The following is an 18919-nucleotide window of genomic DNA, read 5'->3' as shown; positions in this document are numbered from 1 at the left end:
CCAAACGCTTTCGCAATCAAATCAAAAAAGGGAACAGACCATGATGATCGCCAAGCTCAGCCATAATTTCCGCCTGCTTTCCGCTGGAGCAGCACTTTCGCTCCTGATGATGGCGGCGCCCTGCGCCTTCGCCGAGACACCCAAGGATACGCTGGTCGAGGGCTTTGCCATCGACGATATCATCACGATGGACCCGGGCGAGGCTTTCGAGCTTTCGACCGCCGAGGTCACATCCAACAGCTACAGCCTTCTCGTTCGCCTCGACATCAACGATACATCAAAGGTGAAGGGCGATCTCGCCGACAGCTGGACCGTTTCCGATGACGGCCTGACCTATACGTTCAAGCTGAAATCAGGGATGAAATTCGCCTCCGGAAACCCGATCACCGCCGAAGACGTCGCCTGGTCGTTCGAGCGCGCTGTCAAGCTCGACAAGAGCCCGGCTTTCATCCTGACCCAGTTCGGCCTGACCGGCGACAATGTCACGGAAAAGGCCAAGGCGACCGATGCCAACACCTTTGTCTTCACTGTTGATAAGCCCTATGCGCCGAGCTTCGTGCTGAACTGCCTGACGGCGACGGTCGCTTCCGTCGTCGACAAGAAGCTGGTGCTGGACCACGTGAAGGCGGTGACGCCGGATGCTGAGCATAAATACGACAATGATTTCGGCAATGAATGGCTGAAGACCGGCTATGCCGGCTCCGGCGCCTTCAAGCTGCGCGAATGGCGGGCCAACGAAGTCGTCGTGCTGGAGCGCAACGACAATTATTACGGCGACAAGCCGAAGCTCAACCGCGTGATCTACCGCTACATGAAAGAAAGCTCGGCGCAGCGACTGGCGCTCGAAGCCGGCGATATCGACATCGCCCGCAACCTGGAGCCAGGCGACATCGACGCCATTTCCAAGAATGCCGATCTGGCGACGACAAGCGCGCCCAAGGGCACGATCTACTACGTCAGCTTGAACAACAAGAACGAGAACCTGAAGAAGCCCGAGGTCCAGGAAGCCTTCAAGTACCTGGTCGACTACGATGCGATCGGTGCGACCCTGATCAAGGGGATCGGCGAAATCCACCAGACCTTCCTGCCGAAGGGCCAGCTCGGCGCGCTCGACGAAAATCCCTATAAGCTCGACGTCGCCAAGGCCAAGGAACTGCTCGCCAAGGCGGGCGTGCCCAACGGTTTCTCGATCACGATGGATGTGCGCAACACGCAGCCGGTGACGGGTATCGCCGAATCCATGCAGCAGACGCTGGCGCAGGCCGGCGTGAAGATGGAAATCATTCCGGGCGACGGCAAGCAGACGCTGACCAAGTACCGCGCCCGCACCCATGACATGTATATCGGCCAGTGGGGCTCGGACTATTTCGACCCGAATTCCAACGCCGATACCTTCACCGGCAATCCGGACAATTCCGATGCAGGCACGGTGAAGACGCTCGCATGGCGCAATACGTGGGAGGCGCCTGATCTCGACAAGCAAGCCAAGGCCGCGCTTCTGGAACGTGACGCCGGCAAGCGCGCCGCCATGTATCAGGATATCCAGAAGAAATATCTGGCAAACAGCCCCTTCGTCTTCATCTTCCAGCAGACCGAGGTGGCCGGCTACCGCAAGAACGTAACGGACTTCAAGCTGGGTCCGAGCTTCGATACCAATTTCGTCGGTCCGATCGCCAAGTAATAATCCGGCAGGATCGAACGGCTTGAGTTCCCTGGAAACAACACAGGAGGCGCGGCCCCGAAAGGGCCGTGCCGGCGCCTTCGCAAAGGCGCTGGGGCGGTTCGTGTTTGCCGCCGTCACGACCTATTTCGGCCTGTTGGCCGTTACCTTCTTCATCGGCCGTGTCGTGCCGATCGATCCCGTGCTCGCCATTCTCGGCGATCGCGCGCCAGCGCATGTCGTCGAGCGCGTACGACGCGAGATGGGCTTCGACCTGCCGCTCTATCAGCAGTTTTATATCTATATCAAAGGCATCCTGTCGGGCGATTTCGGCAATTCGGTGCTGACGACCAATCCTGTCATGGTCGATATCCGCCGTGCATTCCCGGCAACCGTCGAGCTTGCGACACTCGGAACGCTGATTGGCGCTCTCGTCGGCGTGCCGCTCGGCGTTCTTGCCGCGGTGCGCCGCGGCAGCATCGCCGACCAAATCGTGCGCGTCGTCGGCCTCATCGGTTATTCGGTACCGATCTTCTGGCTGGCGTTGATCTCGCTCGTCATTTTCTATGCGCAACTGCGCTGGGTGGCCTTCCCGGGCCGCATCGACATCGTTTTCGAATATACGTTCACGCCGATAACAGGCTTCTATCTGCTCGACAGCGCCTGGCAGGGGCAATGGGATGTCTTTTACGACGTCTTCCGCCACATCATCCTGCCGGCATCCCTGCTCGGCTATTTCTCGCTTGCCTATATCAGCCGGATGACGCGCAGCTTCATGCTGAACGAGCTTTCGCAGGAATATATCGTCGCCGCTCGCGCCAAGGGGCTTTCGGAAACGCGGGTGATCTGGGGTCACGCGTTGCGCAATGCGGCCGTGCCGCTCGTCACCGTCATCGCGCTTTCCTATGCCGGCCTGCTCGAAGGCTCGGTCCTCACCGAGACCGTGTTTTCCTGGCCGGGCATCGGGCTCTACATCACCAATTCGCTGCAGAATGCCGATATGAACGCCGTGCTCGGCGGCACGATCGTCATCGGCACGGTTTTCATCGGCATCAACCTACTGTCCGATCTTCTTTACCGGACGCTCGACCCGAGGACGCGAAACCGATGACGGTCCCTGCCAGCCCATCTCCTGCGATGAGCCGCCGTGAATGGCTGCTTTCCGATCGGCCGCAATCGCGCATGCAGGCCCGCCTCGGCCGCGCCTACGTCACCTGGCGGCAGTTCACGGCAAACAGGCTCGCCGTCGTCGGCCTGCTGGTCATCGTAGCGCTGTTTCTGGTCGCGGCTTTCGCCGGTCTCATCGCCACGCACGATCCCGTCGTCGGCGATCTGCGCAATGCGCGCCTGCTGCCGCCCGGAACGGCGGGCTACCTGCTCGGGACGGATGACCAGGGCCGCGATATCTATTCGCGGCTGGTCTATGGGTCGCGGCTGACGCTGCTCGTCGTCGGGCTTGTCGCCATCATCTCTGCGCCGATCGGGCTGATCGTCGGCACGGTCTCGGGTTATGCCGGCGGCTGGGTGGATGCGACGCTGATGCGTATCACCGATATTTTCCTCGCTTTTCCGAAGCTGGTGCTGGCGCTTGCCTTCGTCGCCGCACTGGGACCGGGCATCCAGAACGCGATCATCGCCATCGCCATCACCTCCTGGCCGCCCTATGCGCGCATCGCGCGCGCCGAGACGCTGACGGTCCGGCGTTCCGACTACATCTCGGCGGTGAAGCTGATGGGCGCCTCGCCGCTGCGCATCATCGTGCGCCACGTCATGCCGCTCTGCATTTCCTCGCTGATCGTGCGCGTGACACTCGACATGGCGGGCATTATCCTGACGGCGGCCGGCCTCGGCTTCCTTGGCCTCGGCGCGCAGCCGCCGCTGCCGGAATGGGGCGCGATGATCGCGTCGGGCCGGCGTTTTATCCTCGATCAATGGTGGGTTGCGGCCATGCCCGGCATCGCCATCCTCATCGTCAGCCTCGGCTTCAATCTGCTCGGCGACGGCCTGCGCGACGCGCTCGACCCGAAAGAGAGCGGCCAATGACGACACTTCTGACGGTCGACAAACTCAAGGTCAGCTACCCCACGCGCACCGGCGTGATCGAGGCGGTGCGCGGCGTTTCCTTCACACTCGGCAAGGAAAGGCTCGGCATCGTCGGCGAATCCGGTTCCGGCAAGTCGCAGACCGGCCGGGCCATCATGGGGCTGACGCCGAAACACGGCATCGTCACGGCCGACAGGCTCGATTTCAGCGGTATCGATCTCCTCAAGGCTTCGGCCGGGCAAAGGCGCAGCCTGCGCGGCAAGCGCATCGCCATGATCCTGCAGGATCCGAAATATTCGCTCGACCCGGTCATGACGATCGGACGGCAGATCTGCGAAACGCTACGTACGCATGAGAAGATCGGCAAGGCGGAGGCGCGCGATCGGGCGCTCGCCATGCTCGAAGCCGTGCAGATCCGCGACCCGAAGCGAGTCTTCGACCTGCATCCGCATGAGGTCTCGGGCGGTATGGGGCAGCGCGCCATGATCGCCATGATGCTGGTTGCCGGACCCGAACTGCTGATTGCCGACGAGCCGACCTCGGCGCTCGACGTGACCGTGCAGCTTGATGTCCTGAGGATCATGGACAGGCTGGTCTCCGAGCGCGGCATGGGGCTGATCTTCGTCTCTCACGATCTGAGGCTGGTCTCCTCCTTCTGTGACCGTGTCATCGTCATGTATGCCGGAAAGATCGTCGAAGAGCTTGCGGCCGCCGATCTCAAACAGGCGCAGCATCCCTATACGAAAGGGTTGCTGAACTGCATGCCCGAGGTCGGCGTAAGCCGCCACCCGCTGCCGGTGCTCGACCGCAGGCCGGAGTGGGCGGCATGAACGCAGCTCTCGCAATCGATAGACTGAGTGTCGTCTACGATCAGTTTCACGCGCTGAAGGATGTCGACATTGCCGTCGAAAGCGGCGAATCCTTTGGTCTGGTCGGCGAGTCCGGCTCGGGCAAGTCGACCTTGCTGCGCGCCGTTGCCGGACTTGCGCCGGTGAGCGGCGGAACGATCCATATCGAGGGCGAAGCGCTGAAAGGTACGAAGCGCAGCAAAGCTTTCTATCGCTGCGTGCAAATGGTCTTCCAGGACCCCTATGGCTCCCTGCATCCGCGTCAGACAATCGACCGGCTTCTGCTCGAACCGCTTGCCATTCATGGCATTGGCGACGGCGAAAGGCGCATCGCGCGCGCCCTTGACGAAGTCGGCCTCGGCAATGGTTTCCGTTTTCGTTATCCGCACCAGCTGTCCGGCGGCCAGCGGCAGCGCGTGGCGATCGCAAGGGCGTTGATCGTCGAACCGTCGATCCTGCTGCTCGATGAGCCGACATCGGCGCTCGACGCCTCGGTGCAGGCGGAAGTGTTGAACCTGCTCGAACAGATCCGGCGCGACCGCAAACTCACCTTCGTGATGGTGAGTCACGATCTCGGCGTCATCACCCATATGTGCGAGCGGCTCGCGGTGATGCGCAACGGCGCCGTCGTCGAGCGGCTGAGCTCGGAAGAGCTGGCGAAAGGCGCGGTGCAGCAGGATTATACGAGAAATTTGATGATCGCCAGCAAGGGTTTCGTCAAAGCCTGAAAGGCAATCTTTTCAAGCCATTGAAAAGAAAAGGACGGCGCCAGAATTAAGGATAATGCTTCCCTAAAAGACGACCATTCAACTAGACTATTGACAGTTGCCCCGGTTCTGTCATGATCCTGTTAACGATTGTTAGCTTTCGTGATCGATGGAGGTTGAGGCATGTTCTTTCTCGGTGGGATGACCATGGGTTACCTCGATCCTCCTGTCAAAGCCGAGCGCAGGGAACAGGCTTCAGTATCCCTTCCCGCGGAAAAGGACCGCAGGCTGATCGACACCGCTGCTAATCCGCCCCAGAACGAGAGTGTCGTCGAACGCTCGTTGATCTGGGCATGGCGCACGCTCTGCTAAAAGGGCTGGTTGAATTTTCTCTTTCGTTCGCTCTGGACGGAAATTTATCTCTACCTACTTGATAGAGAAAATAATTATAACGTGAGCCGCACAACCGGCCGCAGGAAACAACGGAGGCAACATATGGCAGAACTGGGTATTTCGCATACTCACGTGAACCACTATGGTTCCGTATCGAACAAGAAGCCGCTCTCCTCACGGAACAGGCTTCAGACGGTGCTGCATGGAGCAATCTTCACGGCAGCATTCCTGTTCGTCGTCGCCATGGTTTGCGGCGTCGTCGGTTAATCCGGCGGGCGATAAAAGTCGGTAGGCGCCGGGCCTGTGGCGTTTTCCGCTTTTTGAATTCCGGAACATCTCATTTGTCTCTGCATTCTCCTGACATCAGTCAGCCAAAGGAGAATGGTCATGAGAGGCATTCTATTATGGTTGATCGGCATCCCGATCCCGGTCATCATTCTTCTTTATCTTTTTCACGCCATTTAAAGCGCGCCGTATCGACGTCTGCTCGTACGGCGTGCTTCCGCGTCGTTGCCTTCGCTATTTCTTCATCTCCGCGCTCCGGCCTGCCTGCCGGGCTACGGTTTCCTGCCTCTTGACTTGAATTGTCGCGATGGTGTCCAAGTTTCGACACGGCTTTCGCGGAGAGGATATCGATGATCTCCATCACCCGTCTGGCCGTGCCCTGAACCGGGGGCTTAACCCTTTTGCATTGCTTGCGGAGCTCCGTTCACTCCTGCTTCATCGATCTTTGAAGAATCAAGCCCCGTTCATGTAGCAGTCATGATAAGCAGTGCAAAAGGCTGAGCAAAACAGCCATAACTTTGTTTGGATCCAGAACCGAACCCATGTCCATTGCCAATCTTTCTCCGAGCCTTCCACGCGAACCCGAGATGAAGCAGATCGATCACAACGATTCGATCCGCTCGACATACCTTTCCATCGAGGACATCAAGGCGATGGGCGATGCGGTCGCCCGCAACGGCGTCGATAAGCTGCCGGCCTTCACCTCGTTCGACTTCTTCGCGCGTCACAAGGAAAACGAGAAGGAAATCCTGCGCGTCTACCGCACCACGGCGACGGACGTCGAAGCCGGCGAGACCATCACGCCGGCGGCGGAATGGCTGCTCGACAATCACTATATCGTCGAAGAGGCGATCCAGGAGGTGCGGCGCGACTTTCCCCGCCGCTTCTACCGCGAATTGCCGACCATGCCCGTCGGCGGCGTCGAGGTGCCGCGCACTCTCGTTCTTGCCTGGCTCTACGTCGCCCACACCCACAGCACGATCTCGCAGGAGAGCCTGACGGCGCTGGTCGACGGCTTTCAGGCCAACGAGACGCTCAGGATCGGCGAACTCTGGGCGTTGCCCTCGCTCGTGCGCTACGTGCTCGTGGAGAACCTTCGCCGCATTTCGAGCCGCGTCGAAGCCAGCCGCCGCCTGCGCCGCCGCGCCAACGAGGCGGCCGACGAGCTGGTGCGTCTGTCCGATCCGGCGAAAGCCGCCGCCTATCTGAAGACGCTGGAGCCGCTTGCCGAGGACAATACATTCTCGACGCAATTCCTCTATCGCCTGCGCGACGGCTCGCAGACCTCGAGCCTGGCGATCACTTGGCTCGACGAGCGGCTGGAGGAACTCGGCCGCAATACGGAAGAGGCGACGACGGCCGAACACAGCCGCCTCTCTTCCGGCAACGTGACGATGGGCAACATCATCCGCAGCCTTCGCGAGATCGACGATACCGAATGGTCGGTCTGGGTCGAGCAGGTGAGCCATGTCGACAAGCTGCTCTGGGAGCATTCGGACTACGGCATTCTCGATTCCGGCTCGCGCAACAAATACCGCAAGCAGATCGAAAAGCTCGCCAAGCGTTCGCCGCTGACGGAAATGGAAATTGCTCAGCTGGCGCTCGACATGACCGACGCCGCCAAGGCCTCGGGCGAGCCGCAGCCGCATGAACCGAACGTGGGCGGATTCCTGTCCGGCGCGCAACGGCCGAAGCTCGAGGCGCGGGCGAGCTATCGCCCGACGATCACCCAGCATTTCGTGCGCGCCGTGCGCCGGTTCAACTGGCTGTCGATCGCCGTGCCCGTCATGCTGCTGACGATCCTCGCCATGGCGATCGTCGGCAAGTTCATGGCGAATGCCGGCATGGGCCCGATCGAAATCGCCGTACTGCTGATCATGTTCTCGCTGCCGGCCTCGGAAGGCGCAACAGGTCTCTTCAACACCGTGCTGTCCTTCTTCGTGACGCCGGCCCGCCTCGTCGGTTACGAGTTCAAGGAAGGCATTCCGGAGGATGCGCGCACACTGCTCGTCGTGCCCTGCCTGATCTCGAACCGCGACAGCGTCGACGACCAGGTACGCAATCTCGAGGTTCACTATCTCGCCAATCCGCGCGGCGAAATCTACTTCGCATTGCTCAGCGATTGGCCGGACAGCGATGCCGAGGAAACGCCCGCCGACCTCGAAGTTCTCGACTATGCCCGGCGCGAAATCGCCAATCTTTCCGCCCGCTATGCCTATGACGGCAAGACGCGCTTCTACCTGCTGCATCGCCGCCGCCTCTACAATCCCTCTGAAGGCGTTTGGATGGGCTGGGAGCGCAAGCGCGGCAAGCTGCACGAGCTGAACATGCTGCTCCGCGGCGATCGCGACACGACCTATCTGCCGGGCGCCAACGCCGTGCCGGCCAACGTGCAATATGTCATGACGCTCGACGCCGATACGCGCCTGATGCGTGACGCCGTCACCAAGCTCGTCGGCAAGCTCTATCATCCTATCAATCGCCCGGTTATCAATCCGAAAACCGGCCGCGTCGAAAGCGGCTACGGCGTCTTGCAGCCGCGCGTCACCCCATCGCTGACGACGGGCAAGGATGCCTCGGTCTTCCAGCGCGTCTTTTCGATCAACCGCGGCCTCGATCCTTACGTCTTCACCGTGTCCGACGTCTATCAGGATCTCGCCGGCGAGGGCACCTTCACCGGCAAGGGCCTCTATCATGTCGATGCATTCGAAGCGTCGCTGAAGGGCCGGATTGAGGAGAACTCGGTTCTCAGCCACGATCTTCTCGAAGGCTCGATGGCGCGCTGCGCGCTCGTCACCGACCTCGAGCTGGTTGAGGATTTCCCGATCCGCTACGAGGTGGAAACCTCGCGCCAGCATCGCTGGGCGCGCGGCGACTGGCAGCTTCTGCCTTATATGTTCAATCCGAAATACGGCGTGACCGCGCTCGGCCGCTGGAAGATGTTCGACAATCTGCGCCGTTCGCTGACGCCGATCGCCTGGTTCTTCGCCTCGGTTCTCGGCTGGTATTTCATGGGTCCGCTCGGCGCGCTCATCTGGCAGATTCTCCTGATCTTCTGCCTTTTCGTCGCGCCGACGCTGTCGCTCATCAACGGCATCATCCCGCGCACCAGCGATATCGTCGCCCGTGCCCATCTCTATACGGTCTGGTCCGATATTACGGCTGCCAATGCGCAGGTCGCGCTACGCATCGTTTTCATCGCCGACTCTGCCTGCATGATGGCGGATGCGATCGGCCGTTCGCTCTACCGCCTGTTGGTCAGCCGCAAGCTGATGCTGCAATGGCGCACCGCCGCCAGCGTTCAAGCCGGCCGCCAGGGAACGCTGATCTCTTATTACAAGGCGATGTGGCATGCGCCGGTGCTGGCGCTGCTGGCGCTCGGTTTCGCAGCCCTTCCCGGCGGCAGCGCCTTCTTCGTCGGCATTCCCTTCGCGTTGCTGTGGATCCTGTCGCCTGTCGTCGCCTGGTATGTCAGCCAGTCGGCGGAGACCGAGGACCGGCTGGAAGTGGCCGATTCCGTGTCGAGCGAGCTGCGCAAGATCGCCCGGCGCACCTGGCGTTATTTCGAGACCTTCACGACGGCGGAGCAGAACTACCTGCCGCCGGACAATATCCAGGAAACGCCGCATGTCATCGTTGCGGCGCGCACTTCGCCGACCAATATCGGCGTCTATCTGCTTTCCGTCGTCTCCGGCCGGCATTTCGGCTGGTTCTCCTTCGAAGAGACGCTCGAGCGTCTGGAACAGACGATCGCGACGATCGACAGAATGGAGAAGTTCCGCGGCCATCTCTTTAACTGGTATCACACCGATACGCTGCAGACGCTTGGGCCGCGTTATGTCTCGGCCGTCGACAGCGGCAATCTCGCCGGTCACCTGATCGCCATTTCGTCGGCCTGCCGCAACTGGGCCGAGGCGCCGTCTGCCCATATGCAGGGCAATCTCGACGGCGTCGGCGACACGGCCGGCATTCTCGGTGAAGTGCTGGCGGACCTGCCTGACGACCGCAAGACCGTGCGTCCGCTGCGCCGCCGGCTTGAAGAGCGAATCGTCGGTTTCCAGAATGCGCTTGCCGCGGTCAAGCGCGAGCACGAATTCGCCTCGATCCGGATCATCAACCTCGCCGTTCTCGCGCGCGACATCGAGAAGCTCGCGGCCAATCTGGACCATGAGGTCAAGTCGAAGCAGAGCGAAGAGGTGACGCTGTGGGCGGCATCGCTGGTGAAGGTCTGCGAGGCGCATATATCAGACAGCACCTTCGACCTTTCCAACATCGACGCGCTTCGCCCGCGCCTGGTGGCATTGCGCGACAAGGCCCGCGATCTCGCCTTTTCGATGGATTTCGGCTTCCTGTTCCGGCCGGAGCGACGCCTGCTGTCGATCGGCTATCGCGTCGAAAGCGGCGAACTCGACCAAGCCTGCTACGATCTTCTCGCATCGGAATGCCGCCTGACCAGCCTCTTCGGCATCGCCAAGGGCGACTTGCCGACGGAGCACTGGTATCGCCTCGGCCGCCAGGTCGTGCCTGTGGGATCGCGCGGTGCGCTGGTTTCGTGGTCCGGCTCGATGTTCGAATATCTGATGCCGCCGCTCGTCATGCAGGAGCGCGGTGGGGGTATCCTCAACCAGACCAACAATCTGGTCGTCATCGAGCAGATGAACTACGCCCGCAAGCTCGGCATCCCGTGGGGCATTTCGGAAGCGGCCTTCAATGCCCGCGACCATAACCTCAACTATCAATACACGAATTTCGGCGTACCGACGCTGGGCCTGAAGCGTGGCCTCGGCCACAATGCCGTCATTGCACCCTATGCATCGCTGCTGGCCAGCCAGTACGACCCGCCGGGTGCGCTCGAAAACCTGCAGAGGCTGCGCAAGGTCGGCGCGCTCGGCAAATTCGGCTTCCACGACGCCGTCGACTTCACGCCGACGCGCGTGCCGGAAGGCAAGAAATGCGCGGTGGTCTACAATTATTATGCCCACCATCACGGCATGTCGATTGCAGCCGTCGCCAACGTCGCCTTCAACGGCCATCTGCGCGAGCTCTTCCACTCCGATCCGGTCATCGAGGCGGCCGAGCTGCTGCTGCAGGAAAAGGCGCCGCGCGACATTCCCGTCATGAGCGGCAAGCATGAATCAGATACGCCCGCCAGCATTCAGGACGATCTGCTGCGACCGGAGCTTCGCAAGATCAGCGATCCGGCGTCACGCGACCGCGAACTCGTATTCCTGTCGAACGGCCACTATTCGCTGATGTTGACGGCGACAGGCGCCGGCTATTCCCGCTGGAACGGCCTTTCCGTTTCCCGCTGGAAAGCCGATCCGACGGAAGACCGTTGGGGCAGCTTCATCTTCCTGCGCGATACCGCCACCAATGAATGGTGGTCGACGACTTATGAGCCGAAGGGTGTCGAAGGCGAAAAGATCAAGGTCGAATTCGCCGACGAGAAGGCGCAGTTCACCAAGACAGTCGGGGACCTCACGAGCGAGGTGGAGTGCATCATCGCGACCGAGCATGATGCCGAGGCCCGCCGCGTCACCCTGCTCAACATGGGCACGGAAGATCGCTTCATCGAAGTCACCTCCTACCTCGAACCTGTCATCACCTCTGATGACACCGACAACGCGCATCCGGCATTCGCCCGGATGTTCGTCAAGACCGAGATCGGCAAGCGTGGCGATGTGATCCGGGCGGAACGCAACAAGCGTGATCCGAACGAGCCGAATATCAGCATCGCGCATCTGATCGTCGACAATGCCGGCGACACCCGCCACACCGAATTCGAGACCGACCGTCGCAAGTTCATCGGCCGCGGCCGCAGCCTTGCCGATGCCGCCGCTTTCGATCCGGGCGCAACACTTTCCGGCAGCGACGGTTTCGTGCTCGATCCCGTCATGTCGCTGCGTCGCACCGTGCGTGTGCCGGCCGGCAAGAAGGTCAGCGTGTTCTTCTGGACGATCGCGGCGCCGACCCGCGACGAGGTCGACAAGGCGGTCAACCGCTATCGTCATCCCGACGCCTTCAACCACGAGCTCGTCCAGGCTTGGACGCGCACGCAGGTGCAGATGCGCCACGTCGGCGTCACCTCGCAGCAGGCGGCCGCCTTCCAGCATCTCGGTCGTTACCTCGTCTACCCCGACATGCAGCTGCGCAGCGATCAGGTGACCGTCGAGGCCGGGCTGCAGTCGCAATCGGCGCTATGGCCCCTGGCGATCTCCGGCGACTTCCCGATCTTCACGCTGCGCATCAACGACGACATGGATCTCGAGATCGCCCGCGAGGCACTGCTGGCGCAGGAATATCTGCGCTCACGCGGCGTCACCGCCGATCTCGTCATCATGAACGAACGCGCCTCTTCCTATGCGCAGGACATGCAGCACGCGCTCGACGCCATGTGCGAAAACGTGCGCCGCATGGGCCAGGCCGACGGCCTGCGCCAGCATATCTTCGCTGTCCGCAAGGACCTGATGGAGGAAGCCACCTATCACGCGCTGATCGCGGCTTCCCGCGTCACCCTGCATGCGAAGAACGGCAAGGTGGTGGACCAGATCAACCGCGCCGTTGCGCTCTTTGCACCCTCCAAGGAGGAGTTGCAGGAGATGGAACGGGCCGAGCGCAACAAGGTCCCCGTCAAGCGCGTCGCGCCGGTGCCGCCGCCCGTCGTGCCCGCCGTCGTCATCGAGGAGGAAGGCGATCTCGATTTCTGGAACGGCATCGGCGGCTTTGCCCGCGACGGGCGCGAATATGTCGTGCGCCTGCCCGGCGGCCATGCAACGCCGCAGCCCTGGATCAACGTCATCGCCAACGACAAGTTCGGCTTCCATGTGTCGGCGGAAGGTGCTGGCTTTACCTGGAGCGCCAACTCGCGCGACTACCAGCTGACCTCCTGGTCGAACGACGCAGTGGTCAACCGTTCGGGTGAAGCGTTCTATCTCGCCGATCTCGACAGCAGCGCCGCGATGACGCCGTTCGCGGCACTTTCCCGCCGGCCGGACATCCGTTTCGAAGCCCGCCACGGGCTCGGCTATTCCGTCTTCTCCAGTGTCCAGAACGATATCGCACTGGAACTGACGCAGACGATCGCCCGCGAGAAGCCGGTGAAGCTGCAGCGCCTGCGCCTGCGCAACACCGGCTCGACCGGCCGCAGGCTGCGCCTCTACGGTTATGTCGAATGGATCCTCGGCAACAATCCGGGACGCACGGCATCCTTCATCCTGTCGAAGCATGACGAGGAGACGGGGGCGCTGTTTGCCACTAATCCCTACAGCATCGACTATTCCAACCGCACCGCCTTCTTCGCGGCGAGCGAGACGCTTTCGAGCTTCTCGGCAAGCCGGCGCGAATTCATCGGCAAGGCGGGGACGATCCATGCGCCGCAGGCCGTTATCTCTTCGGCCGTCCTCTCGGGCTCGACGGAACTGGACGGCGATCCGGCCGCGGCTCTGGCGATCGACATCGAGCTCGCTGCCGGCGAGGAGCGCGACTTCACCTTCTTCCTTGGCGATACCCGAACGGAAGAGGAAGCGCGCGCCGTCATCGCCGATATACGCGGTGCTTCGTTCGACGATGCCGTCGAGGCGAACCGCGCCTTCTGGCAGGACTTCACCGGCAGGCTTCAGATTTCGACGCCGGACCGCGGGATGAACAATCTCGTCAACACCTGGCTGCCCTATCAGAGCCTTGGCTGCCGCATCATGGCCCGTACCGCATTCTATCAGGCAAGCGGTGCCTTCGGCTTCCGCGACCAGCTGCAGGATACGCTGGCCTTCGTGCTGCACGAGCCTTCGATCGCCCGCCGGCAGATTCTGAATGCCGCCTCGCGCCAATTCCGCGAGGGCGACGTGCAGCATTGGTGGCTGCCGGGAACGGGTGCGGGCGTCCGCACGATGATCTCGGACGACGTCGTCTGGCTGAGCTATGCAATTCATCACTATTGCAGCGTCACCGGCGACAAGAGCGTGCTCGACGAGGAGCTTGCCTTCCTGGAAGGCCCGGCCCTTCTCGAAGGCCAGCACGATTCTTTCTACAAGCCGGAGATTTCCGAGGATAAGGCGAGCGTCTACGAACACGCGGCGCTGGCACTCGATCTCGCCATTGCCCGCAAGGGGAAGAACGGCCTGCCGCTCTTCCTCGGAGGCGACTGGAACGACGGCATGAACCGTGTCGGCATCGGCGGGCGTGGCACCAGCGTCTGGCTCGGCTGGTTCCTGGCCGGCGCATTGCGCTCCTTCATTCCTTATGCCGAAGAGCGCGGCGACACGGCGCGCGCGGAGCGCTGGTCGGCGCATCTCGGCGAATTGAAAAAGGCGCTCGAAACTGCGGCCTGGGATGGCAGCTACTATCGCCGCGGCACGTTCGACGACGGGACGCTGCTCGGCTCCAAGGAAAGCCCGGAATGCCGGATCGATTCGATCGCGCAGTCCTGGAGCGTACTGTCCGGCGAAGGTGATCCCACCCGGGCGGTCAAGGCGATGGATGCCGTGCTCGATCAGCTGGTCGACGAGGATGCCCGCATCATCCGGCTGTTCACCCCGCCCTTCGTCAATTCCGCCAGGGACCCCGGCTATATCAAGGCCTATCCGCCGGGTGTGCGCGAGAACGGTGGGCAATATACCCATGCCTCGACCTGGGTGGTGATGGCGCTGGCGGAGCTGAAGCGCGGTGACGACGCCTTCCGCTGCTTCCAGATCCTCAACCCGATCACCCATGCGCTCGACAAGGTTTCGGCGGAGCAATACCGCGTCGAACCCTATGTCGTGGCGGCCGACGTCTACGGGCATGATCCCTATACGTCGCGCGGCGGCTGGACCTGGTACACCGGCTCCGCCGGTTGGCTTTACCGCGCCGCCGTCGAAGGCATTCTCGGTATCCGCCTGAAGGCAGGCCGGCTTTACGTGCAGCCGTCGCTTCCTTCCGAATGGGACGGATTTGCGGCAGAGGTGGAGCAGGGCGGCGGTAAATACCGCATTTCGGTCTCAAAAGCGTCCAATGCCAGCGGCTACACTTTGTCGATCAACGGCAGCGAAGTCACCGATCCCGAAGAGGGATATCCGCTCGGATAACAGCGTTCTCCACGCTGAAAAACACGGCGACTCGCGACGGCCAAAAGGGAACCCTTTTGGCCGTCGTCGCGTTTGCAAATCGGATGATAAGGAGAGACCCATGGCAAGCACGCCGACCGAAGCCGTCGTCACTGGGCGCAGTTCCCTATCCGCAGCTGCACCGGCACGTGACACAAGGCTAGATGTCTTGCGTGGCCTGGCTCTGATCATGATCTTCATCAATCATGTTCCCGGGCAGATCTTCGAATATGCGACGACGAAGAATTTCGGCTTTTCCGATGCGGCCGAGGCCTTCGTGCTGATATCGGGCATTGCCGTCGGTCTGGCTTACGGCTCGCGTTTCGAGACGGGTAATCGGCTCAGAATGGCGATCAAGGCGGCAAGGCGCGCCTTCACGCTTTATCTCGCCCATATGATCACGACCTTCATGACGTTGGCGCTTTTCATCTCTGGCGCCTGGCTGTTCCACCGGCCGGGGCTGCTCGTCGAAATCAATATCCTGGCGGTTCTGATGAACCTGAAGGAAGGCATCCCGGCGCTGCTGCTGCTCGGCCACCAGATCGGCTACAACAATATCCTGCCGATGTACGGCGCGCTGATGCTGATGGCACCGGTCATCCTGCTCCTGAACGAGCGAAGCCCGCTTCTGGCGCTCGCCGTGTCGGCCACGGTGTGGCTGCTTGCCGGCATCTATCAGGTGGCCCCGCACAACATGCTGATCGAAGGCTACTGGTTCCTCAACCCGCTCTCCTGGCAGTTCCTGTTTTCGATTGGCATCGTCTCGATCCTGCATATCAGGCGCGGTGGCACGATCCCGCGCCATCCTATGCTGTTTGCCGCCGCTGCCTGTTATGTCGCCCTGTCCTTCGTCTGGGTGACGGGCCAGCTCTGGATTTTCGGCAACTCGCTGGCGGCACTTGGCCTGCCGACTGTCGTTACCGGCTTCGACAAGACGTTCCTTTCGCTGCCGCGGCTGCTGCATGTGCTGGCGCTGACTTATCTCGTGATCAGCATTCCGGCGTTCTCGCGTTTCCTGCGCCGCCCGGCGAATAATCCGCTGACGATCCTCGGCCGCCATTCGCTGAACATCTTCGTCGCCGGCACGATCCTCGCCATGATCGGCCAAGTGGTGCTCTACATCACCAACAAGGATCCGCTGGTCGGCCCGCTCTTCGTCATCGTCGGGATCGCGACCCAATTCGCCTATGCCTATTATCTCGAGCGCAAGCGCCGGCAGGGCAAGGTCAAGGCAAGACTCGTCACCGAGGCCGCGACGATTGCCGTTCCCGTCCGCATCGGTGGATCGGCAAACTATCGCCGGAACGAGCGGAAATAGAGATTGGATTTATGTGAAATGACAGAGCCGGTGGCTGGTGCCCGCCGGCTCAATTTTTATGGGCAACAATGTTCACCAGCTTGCCGAACGGATCGCGCACGTAAAACCGCCTGACATCCCAGGGTTCGTCGGCCGGGCCATATACGATCGGAAAGCCGGCGGCCGACATTGCCTTGAAAGCGGAATCGAGATCGTCGACCTCGATAGAGAGGTCAGGCACCTCCGTTCCGGAGCCGCCTTCGCTGGCGATGCTCACCTGAACGTTCATGGGCCTGGCGGCGCCGAACGTCGCGATCCAGCCATGGTCCATCATGAGGTCGAGGCCGAGAATCTCCTGATAGAAGCGCCGGGCCGGCGTGATGTCGGGCGCCGCGATATTGGCGACGATGCGCAGGACCTTCATGGGGCTTCTCCCGGATGTGCAGTGGCAAGGGGAAAATAGGAAAGATCCGTGGGGTGATCAATCAGCGCGGCTTAGATCGCAGACGTTGCCGGGTGGAGCAGCGGGGGCGGCGCGGCAAGACGACTAAGGTTGGCAATGGCCAAGGAAAGGCCACGGGAGTACCACACGGTAAGGCGGCCTCGCGGCAAACAAAAAGGCCGGAAGGATTGCTCCTTCCGGCCTTTGTCGTAAAACTCGAACCGATCAGGCGGCTTCGGTCGCGTGAGCCTTGCGGACCTCTTCGTCCGTCAGGATGCCGCTGGCGCGCAGCAGGGCGGCGAAGCGGCCGTTGCTGTGGCTGAGATCGTCGAAGGTGCCTTGCTCGACGACACGGCCGTCATCCAGGAAGAGCACCATATCGGCTTCGCGGACCGTCGACAGGCGGTGGGCGATGATGAAGGTGGTGCGGTTCTGGCGCAGGTTGTCGATCGCGGCCTTGACGCGGGCCTCGGTCTCGACGTCAAGCGCCGACGTCGCCTCGTCGAGCACCAGGATCGGCGCGTCCTTGAGGATCGCGCGGGCGATCGCGATGCGCTGGCGCTCGCCGCCGGAGAGCTTGTTGCCACGCTCGCCGACATGCGTGTCGTAACGATCCTCGCGGGTCTCGATGAAGTCTGCGGCAGCGGCAGCTTCCGCCGCACGACGCATATCCTCTTCGCTTGCACCCTCGCGACCGAGGCGGATATTGTCGCTGATCGAACGGTTCAGCAGGCCCGCATCCTGGAAGACGGTGGCGATGTGGCGACGCAGCGACTTGCGTGTCACCTTGGTGATGTCGTTGCCGTCGACGAGGATCTGGCCGCTCTGAGGATCGTAGACCCGCTGCAGCAGGTTGACGAGCGTCGTCTTGCCGGCGCCGGTCGGGCCAACGATCGCAACCGTCTGGCCTGCCTTGACCGAGAAGGAGACGCCATGCAGGCCCTGCGCGCTGTTGCCGAAGCCGAAGGATACGTCGCGGAATTCGACCGCACCCTTGACGTCCTTGATCTCGCCATTGCCGGCCGGCTCTTCGCGTTCACGCACCGAGTCTTCCAGCGTGTAGAAGTCCTGGAGCTTGGAGCGGGCCTCGAACGTCTGCGTCGCGAATTGGCGCATCAGGTCGAGACGGGCGATCAGCAGGTTGGCGAAGCCGATGAAGGCGATGACGTCGCCGACGCGCAGCTGGCCGGACTGGACGAGCATAGTGCCGATAATCAGGACCACCATCATTGCGATGGTCGAGGCCATGCGGTTCAGCGCGCTGGCGATTGCCCACCAGTCGAGCACCGGATACTGCGCTTCGAGCAGGCGGTCGGCGAAAGATTTCAGTGCCTTGGTCTCAGCCTCGATACGGTTGTAGCTGTGCAGCACGGAAACGTTGCTGATCGAGTCGCTCACATGCGAGAAGACCGTATGGTAATGGTTCTCGACCGAAGCCTGGCCGTCCTTGGTCCGGCTCATGACGACGCGGCCGATCAGCCAGTAGGCGATGCCGAGAACAATCAGCACGGCCGAGAGGCGCAGGTCCATCGACATCGCGGTCGGGATCAGAAGGAGAAGCGCGATCACCGTCGACAGATGGTTGCGCATGAACTCGAGCCAGAGGCCGAAAAGCGTCTCGCAAGCACGTAGCAGCGTGTGCAGCGCGTTTGATGTGCCGCGCTGATGGTGCCAGGCGAGCGGCATGGAAATGATGCGGCCGAAGGCTTCCGTCAGCAGCGTCGCGCGCCTGCCATGGGCAAGCCTGTCGGCCTCGCGGGCCACCAGGACGAAGGCAACGGTGTTGAACACGGCAAAGCCTGCCCACATGAAGAGAATGGGCTTGACCTCACCCTTGCCCGAGATCGCATCGATGATGCGACCGAACAGGATCGGCTCCGCAATGGTGATCACCGCAAGGACGATGTTTGCGAGAACCACGAGGGATACGCGGAGCTTATAGGCGCCAAGATAGCGCAGAGCCCTTGCATAGACCTTTAAAAGCGACACGTCTAACCTCTTGTGCATCTGCGAATAACGGGATCGTGCGATGCTACAAAAGGTTACCTGAACCGGCGATTAACGGAGCATTCAGGGTTCCCCCGCGCGTGGATTAACACAAACGTACTATCGCAGGGTGCGACGAGATGACCATGGCGGGGAAATTGCCGCTTAGGTATATGTC

Annotated in this window: 12 protein-coding genes; 9 read left to right on the top strand and 3 right to left on the bottom strand. The window is 61.6% G+C overall.

The window, feature by feature from the left end; genetic code table 11:
* Positions 1 to 40: 40 nt before the first annotated feature.
* From NE852_RS21370 to NE852_RS21340, 7 genes are all read left to right on the top strand, one after another.
* Positions 41 to 1681: an ABC transporter substrate-binding protein gene (locus NE852_RS21370; RefSeq protein WP_037171938.1), complete on the top strand. Its 1641-nt coding sequence runs from the start codon at positions 41 to 43 to the stop codon at positions 1679 to 1681.
* A gap of 22 nt (positions 1682 to 1703) precedes the next feature.
* Positions 1704 to 2771 (top strand): ABC transporter permease, encoded by a 1068-nt coding sequence (locus tag NE852_RS21365; RefSeq protein WP_008528560.1) that lies wholly within the window; start codon positions 1704 to 1706, stop codon positions 2769 to 2771.
* On the top strand, positions 2768 to 3703 hold the full coding sequence (locus NE852_RS21360) for an ABC transporter permease (protein ID WP_008528558.1): 936 nt from the start codon (positions 2768 to 2770) through the stop codon (positions 3701 to 3703). The genes NE852_RS21365 and NE852_RS21360 overlap by 4 nt, the downstream gene beginning before the upstream one ends.
* Positions 3700 to 4533, top strand: a complete 834-nt coding sequence (locus NE852_RS21355) for an ABC transporter ATP-binding protein (protein WP_008528557.1) — start codon at positions 3700 to 3702, stop codon at positions 4531 to 4533. The genes NE852_RS21360 and NE852_RS21355 overlap by 4 nt, the downstream gene beginning before the upstream one ends.
* On the top strand, positions 4530 to 5279 hold the full coding sequence (locus tag NE852_RS21350; RefSeq protein WP_008528555.1) for an ABC transporter ATP-binding protein: 750 nt from the start codon (positions 4530 to 4532) through the stop codon (positions 5277 to 5279). The genes NE852_RS21355 and NE852_RS21350 overlap by 4 nt, the downstream gene beginning before the upstream one ends.
* Before the next feature lie 162 nt (positions 5280 to 5441).
* On the top strand, positions 5442 to 5630 hold the full coding sequence (locus NE852_RS21345) for a hypothetical protein (protein ID WP_008528554.1): 189 nt from the start codon (positions 5442 to 5444) through the stop codon (positions 5628 to 5630).
* A 123-nt stretch (positions 5631 to 5753) separates the two neighbouring features.
* Positions 5754 to 5918 carry a hypothetical protein gene (locus tag NE852_RS21340; RefSeq protein ID WP_008528553.1) on the top strand — a complete coding sequence of 55 codons (165 nt, stop codon included), beginning with the start codon at positions 5754 to 5756 and terminating at the stop codon, positions 5916 to 5918.
* 166 nt (positions 5919 to 6084) lie between these two features.
* On the opposite strand, the gene NE852_RS21335 is transcribed toward NE852_RS21340, so the two are convergent.
* Entirely contained in the window at positions 6085 to 6297 is a 213-nt protein-coding gene (locus tag NE852_RS21335; protein ID WP_128623555.1) for a hypothetical protein, read from the bottom strand.
* Between the two features lie 181 nt (positions 6298 to 6478).
* Between NE852_RS21335 and NE852_RS21330 the strand changes: the two genes are divergently transcribed.
* Together NE852_RS21330 and NE852_RS21325 are read left to right on the top strand one after the other, a co-directional pair.
* A complete protein-coding gene (locus NE852_RS21330; protein ID WP_258156066.1) occupies positions 6479 to 14998 on the top strand; it encodes a GH36-type glycosyl hydrolase domain-containing protein in 8520 nt (2839 codons plus the stop codon).
* A 100-nt stretch (positions 14999 to 15098) separates the two neighbouring features.
* The gene (locus tag NE852_RS21325) at positions 15099 to 16334 is read left to right on the top strand and encodes an OpgC family protein (protein WP_258156065.1); all 1236 of its coding nucleotides are present in this window, start codon (positions 15099 to 15101) and stop codon (positions 16332 to 16334) included.
* Between the two features lie 49 nt (positions 16335 to 16383).
* Here NE852_RS21325 and NE852_RS21320 read toward each other — a convergent pair whose 3' ends face one another.
* Together NE852_RS21320 and NE852_RS21315 are read right to left on the bottom strand one after the other, a co-directional pair.
* Positions 16384 to 16737, bottom strand: coding sequence for a VOC family protein (locus tag NE852_RS21320; protein WP_008528544.1), 354 nt, complete (start codon positions 16735 to 16737; stop codon positions 16384 to 16386).
* A 243-nt stretch (positions 16738 to 16980) separates the two neighbouring features.
* The gene (locus tag NE852_RS21315) at positions 16981 to 18744 is read right to left on the bottom strand and encodes a glucan ABC transporter ATP-binding protein/ permease (protein WP_008528520.1); all 1764 of its coding nucleotides are present in this window, start codon (positions 18742 to 18744) and stop codon (positions 16981 to 16983) included.
* Between the last annotated feature and the right edge of the window lie 175 nt (positions 18745 to 18919).

It is taken from the genome of Rhizobium sp. Pop5, assembly GCF_024721175.1.
GTDB lineage: Bacteria > Pseudomonadota > Alphaproteobacteria > Rhizobiales > Rhizobiaceae > Rhizobium.
This window is presented reverse-complemented; position numbering and strand designations above follow the sequence as displayed.

Coding starts and splice junctions, on each gene's coding strand:
- NE852_RS21370 (WP_037171938.1), top strand. CDS start 41: ATGATGATCGCCAAGCTCAGCCATAATTTCCGCCTGCTTTCCGCTGGA.
- NE852_RS21360 (WP_008528558.1), top strand. CDS start 2,768: ATGACGGTCCCTGCCAGCCCATCTCCTGCGATGAGCCGCCGTGAATGG.
- NE852_RS21355 (WP_008528557.1), top strand. CDS start 3,700: ATGACGACACTTCTGACGGTCGACAAACTCAAGGTCAGCTACCCCACG.
- NE852_RS21350 (WP_008528555.1), top strand. CDS start 4,530: ATGAACGCAGCTCTCGCAATCGATAGACTGAGTGTCGTCTACGATCAG.
- NE852_RS21345 (WP_008528554.1), top strand. CDS start 5,442: ATGTTCTTTCTCGGTGGGATGACCATGGGTTACCTCGATCCTCCTGTC.
- NE852_RS21340 (WP_008528553.1), top strand. CDS start 5,754: ATGGCAGAACTGGGTATTTCGCATACTCACGTGAACCACTATGGTTCC.
- NE852_RS21335 (WP_128623555.1), bottom strand. CDS start 6,297: ATGGAGATCATCGATATCCTCTCCGCGAAAGCCGTGTCGAAACTTGGA.
- NE852_RS21330 (WP_258156066.1), top strand. CDS start 6,479: ATGTCCATTGCCAATCTTTCTCCGAGCCTTCCACGCGAACCCGAGATG.
- NE852_RS21325 (WP_258156065.1), top strand. CDS start 15,099: ATGGCAAGCACGCCGACCGAAGCCGTCGTCACTGGGCGCAGTTCCCTA.
- NE852_RS21320 (WP_008528544.1), bottom strand. CDS start 16,737: ATGAAGGTCCTGCGCATCGTCGCCAATATCGCGGCGCCCGACATCACG.